This window comes from Anaerosporobacter sp., from assembly GCF_965301125.1.
Map to the genome: position 1 here is coordinate 1 of NZ_CBDLAM010000275.1, position 3,741 is coordinate 3,741.

Below are 3,741 nucleotides of genomic sequence, written 5' to 3' on the forward strand. Positions count from 1 at the left end.
GGCTAAGGGAGTAAGGCCTTATATATAACTATACAAAAAATACTTAAAACCCCCGGCGCCGGATTTGAAAAATGTACGTAAAAATGTACATTAATTTAATAAAATGAAATATTAAATATTAAATCAAATTTGACATTGATATGAGTTTGGAAAGGAGAGTAATGAGTACATATAGAAGTGAACCAGAAGACATATCAAGACCTATTACATTTGATATTGCTTTTCTTGGATATACAAGAGATTTATCAGTTTATGGATTAAGACAATTTGCTGAAAACAATGAAGAGCAAATATTGAAATTCAATAAAAGTCGAGATAACTGTGTTTTATATCTTAAAGACGGAACTAAAATTACTGCAATAGGCTATAGCGAAAACTGGTGTCGTGGATATAAATTTGATCAACTCATACTATTCGATGATGATAGATGGAAGATTGTATTTGATAAAGTGAGAGAAATACATAACATAGTACTTGGGACTATGTGTATATCAAATGTGCCAGAAGATTTCCAAATATTATATTATGAAGATATACAGTAAAATGAGTTCTTTATTAGATTATTTGATTTAGAAAAGAAAGGAAAAATTTGCAGTTATTAATAGGAATATTTATAGGTTCAATTCTTGGGGCTGTTATTACGTCATTATTTTCGGCTAAAGCCTATGACAAAGGTTATGAAGATGCGAGGAATAACAAATAATATGTAACATAGACAGAAAGGAACAACTAGATTGATGAAGATAGAAATAATAAACAAAGAGGAACTAATAGATTTATATAAGAATCATGGATTATTTGCTTGTACCTGTTACGATACAGACGACAAGTATGCAGACAAGGTGGGCAAGAGTTGCAACGAAAGTCAACATATGAGTGGTAGTCGCTGCGAGTATATTAAATTTAGATTATACGATATCGATCGAGGGAGTTCAGAACAACTCATGCGCCATGAAATAGGTGTATCATACGATGAAATTGACAAGTATGCCTATAACGACAGAATTGAAATACTTGTAGATCTTAATCCTTCGTCGATAGTTAAGAATATGCAATCATTTAGATACGTTGATAAAAATGAATTTACATATTCTATACCAACAAATATTATAAAAAGCACTAAAGCATTAGAGAGGTATGAGAATCTTATGGATTCCATTGATAGAACAAGGAAAGAAATTAGAGACATTTTAGTAGATGAAGGTATTTGTGATTATAAACAGGCAGTAGAAGATGCAAACTTTGTTCTACCTCGTGCTACTAATTTAACACTTACAATAGGATTTACGCCAGAAGCATTAATGCATTTTATGCATAAGCGTCTATGTACTCGTAGCCAAGAGTTTATCCGTAAAATAGCGGTACAGATGAAAGCAGAAGTAAACAGCGTCCTACCAGAGTATGCAAGTCAATTAGTTCCTCATTGTCAACACCTTCTATGGTGTCCTGAAAGTAAACGAAAAACATGTAAAGCTTATCCATCTAAGGATGAATTAATTAAAATATTAGATCAAATAAAATAATCATGATAAAACATGTTTATATAAATATTACATCATAAGGAGGAATCGAATATGAGTATTACACTTTACTCAAACCACTGTCCACAGTGCAGATATTTAGAAAAGTTGCTTAAAGACCTGAATTACGAGTATAAGGAAGTGAATGATTTGGATATCATGCAAAGCAAAGGCTTTATGTCTATGCCAATGCTAGAAGTAGATGACAATGTTATGAATTTTGCAAGTGCATTAAACTGGATTAAAACTACAAAATAACAACGAGGGAGAATTATATGTCAGACGTATTAACAAAATATCAAAGATATCAAAAATATTTAAAATTTATCAACGAGTACAAGAATGCAATAAACGCATCTACTGGTAGTCAGGTAGACTCTAATGCAAATGTGGAGTGTAAAAATATTGCCACCATGAACGGCGAGATATTTAAAAAGGATTACATATATTTAAATAGACTTATGATGATTGAAAAAATTACTGAGCTATACGGTGAAGATTTAGCGGTTGATTACATTTTAGAATTAGAAAATCACGACGGATACAAGCATGACGAAACAAGTATTTTTCCATATTGTGTTAGTATCACCATGTATCCATTTTTATTTGATGGACTTAAATCAATAGGTGGAATATCTGACGCCCCAAAACACTTAAAGTCATTTGCAGGAGAATTTATTAATTTGATTTTTGCAATAGCATCGCAGTTTGCAGGGGCAGTTTCGACACCAGAATTTTTAACTTACATGGATTATTTTGTGAGAAAAGAATACGGAGATGAGTATTATAGCCATGCAAATAAAGTTGTAGATTTGTCAAATAGAGAAAGAACAATAGATGATATTATTACAGACGTATTTCAACAAGTAGTTCATTCTTTAAACCAACCAGCCGCAGCAAGAAATTTTCAAAGTGTTTTTTGGAACATTGCTTATTTTGATCATCCGTACTTCAATGGAATATTTGACGGATTTGTATTTCCAGATGGAACCTTACCACAATGGGACAGTGTAAATTGGTTACAAAAAAGATTTATGAACTGGTTCAATAAAGAAAGAACAAAAAAACCTCTTACTTTCCCTGTAGAAACGATGAATTTGTTAAACGACGGTAAGGACTATGTCGATAAAGAGTACAAACATTTTAATGCCGAAATGTACGCAAAAGGACATTCGTTTTTTACATATACTAGTGATACTGTTGATAGTCTAGCTTCATGTTGCAGATTGAAAAACGCAATTACGGATAATACTTTTTCTTTTACACTAGGAGCTGGCGGAGTTGCTACTGGCTCAAAAGGGGTATTCACAATAAATATAAACAGATTGGTTCAAAATGCTGTTAGAAATAACCAAGATATCTCTGAAGCAGTTAGAGAACAAACAAGAAAAATACATAAATATTTAAATGCCTATAACGAAATATTAAAGGGATATTTAGAATCAAAGATGCTTCCAGTTTTTGATGCTGGGTTTATCTCTATGGATAATCAATACTTAACAATTGGAATCAACGTATTTGTCGAAGGAGATGAATTCCTAGGAATCGAAATTTCTCCTAATGAGGAGTATTATAATTATGGAGAGATGATATTGAAACCAATCTATGAAGAGAACAAGAAGGCAAAAACAAAAGATGTTATGTTTAACACAGAATTCGTACCAGCCGAAAATCTTGGAATAAAAAACGCAATGTGGGATAAAAAAGATGGTTATGTAGTACCGAGAGATTGTTATAATAGTTATTTTTATATTGTAGAAGATGAAAATTCAAATCTCTTAGATAAGTTTATTCTTCACGGCGACAGATTATCAAATTATTTAGATGGCGGTTCTGCACTTCATGCGAATCTACAAGAGCATTATTGTATATTGGAAGAGAATTTCGAAGTTTTCAAAAGAAAGACAGAAAGAAGCCGATAAACGACATTATGAATAATCTAAAATATATAAATTACTATATCGGATATCAAGAAGTTCCGAATGAAATATCATTGTGTATTAATATTAGCGGTTGCCCTTACAAATGTGAGGGCTGCCATAGCCAATACTTATGGGAATATGACGGTAATTATATTGCTAACGATTTAGATGAATTACTAAAAAAATATGATGACATGATTACTTGCGTTTGCTTTATGGGTGGAGATCAAAAATTAAAAGAACTATCTTCGTTATTATCTAAAGTAAAAGATAATTATGGAATAAAGACATCTGTTTAT

At 31.5% G+C, this 3,741-nt stretch carries 5 protein-coding genes; all 5 read left to right on the forward strand.

Going from position 1 to position 3,741, the window contains the following annotated elements; genetic code table 11:
* Window positions 1–161 precede the first annotated feature (161 nt).
* Window positions 162–542, forward strand: coding sequence for a hypothetical protein (locus tag ACW2QF_RS18560; RefSeq protein WP_455717503.1), 381 nt, complete (start codon window positions 162–164; stop codon window positions 540–542).
* 195 nt (window positions 543–737) lie between these two features.
* Complete coding sequence (locus ACW2QF_RS18565; protein WP_455717504.1) at window positions 738–1,523, forward strand: FAD-dependent thymidylate synthase; 786 nt, start codon at window positions 738–740, stop codon at window positions 1,521–1,523.
* Between the two features lie 51 nt (window positions 1,524–1,574).
* Window positions 1,575–1,778, forward strand: a complete 204-nt coding sequence (locus tag ACW2QF_RS18570) for a hypothetical protein (RefSeq protein WP_455717505.1) — start codon at window positions 1,575–1,577, stop codon at window positions 1,776–1,778.
* A gap of 17 nt (window positions 1,779–1,795) precedes the next feature.
* Window positions 1,796–3,442: an anaerobic ribonucleoside-triphosphate reductase gene (gene nrdD, locus ACW2QF_RS18575; protein ID WP_455717506.1), complete on the forward strand. Its 1,647-nt coding sequence runs from the start codon at window positions 1,796–1,798 to the stop codon at window positions 3,440–3,442.
* 8 nt (window positions 3,443–3,450) lie between these two features.
* The coding region (locus ACW2QF_RS18580; protein WP_455717507.1) for a 4Fe-4S cluster-binding domain-containing protein at window positions 3,451–3,741 on the forward strand (291 nt) is incomplete at its 3' end.

Bases quoted from the DNA above. Each gene is read 5' to 3' on its own strand.
- ACW2QF_RS18560 (WP_455717503.1), top strand. From the start codon at position 162: ATGAGTACATATAGAAGTGAACCAGAAGACATATCAAGACCTATTACA.
- ACW2QF_RS18565 (WP_455717504.1), top strand. From the start codon at position 738: ATGAAGATAGAAATAATAAACAAAGAGGAACTAATAGATTTATATAAG.
- ACW2QF_RS18570 (WP_455717505.1), top strand. From the start codon at position 1,575: ATGAGTATTACACTTTACTCAAACCACTGTCCACAGTGCAGATATTTA.
- nrdD (WP_455717506.1), top strand. From the start codon at position 1,796: ATGTCAGACGTATTAACAAAATATCAAAGATATCAAAAATATTTAAAA.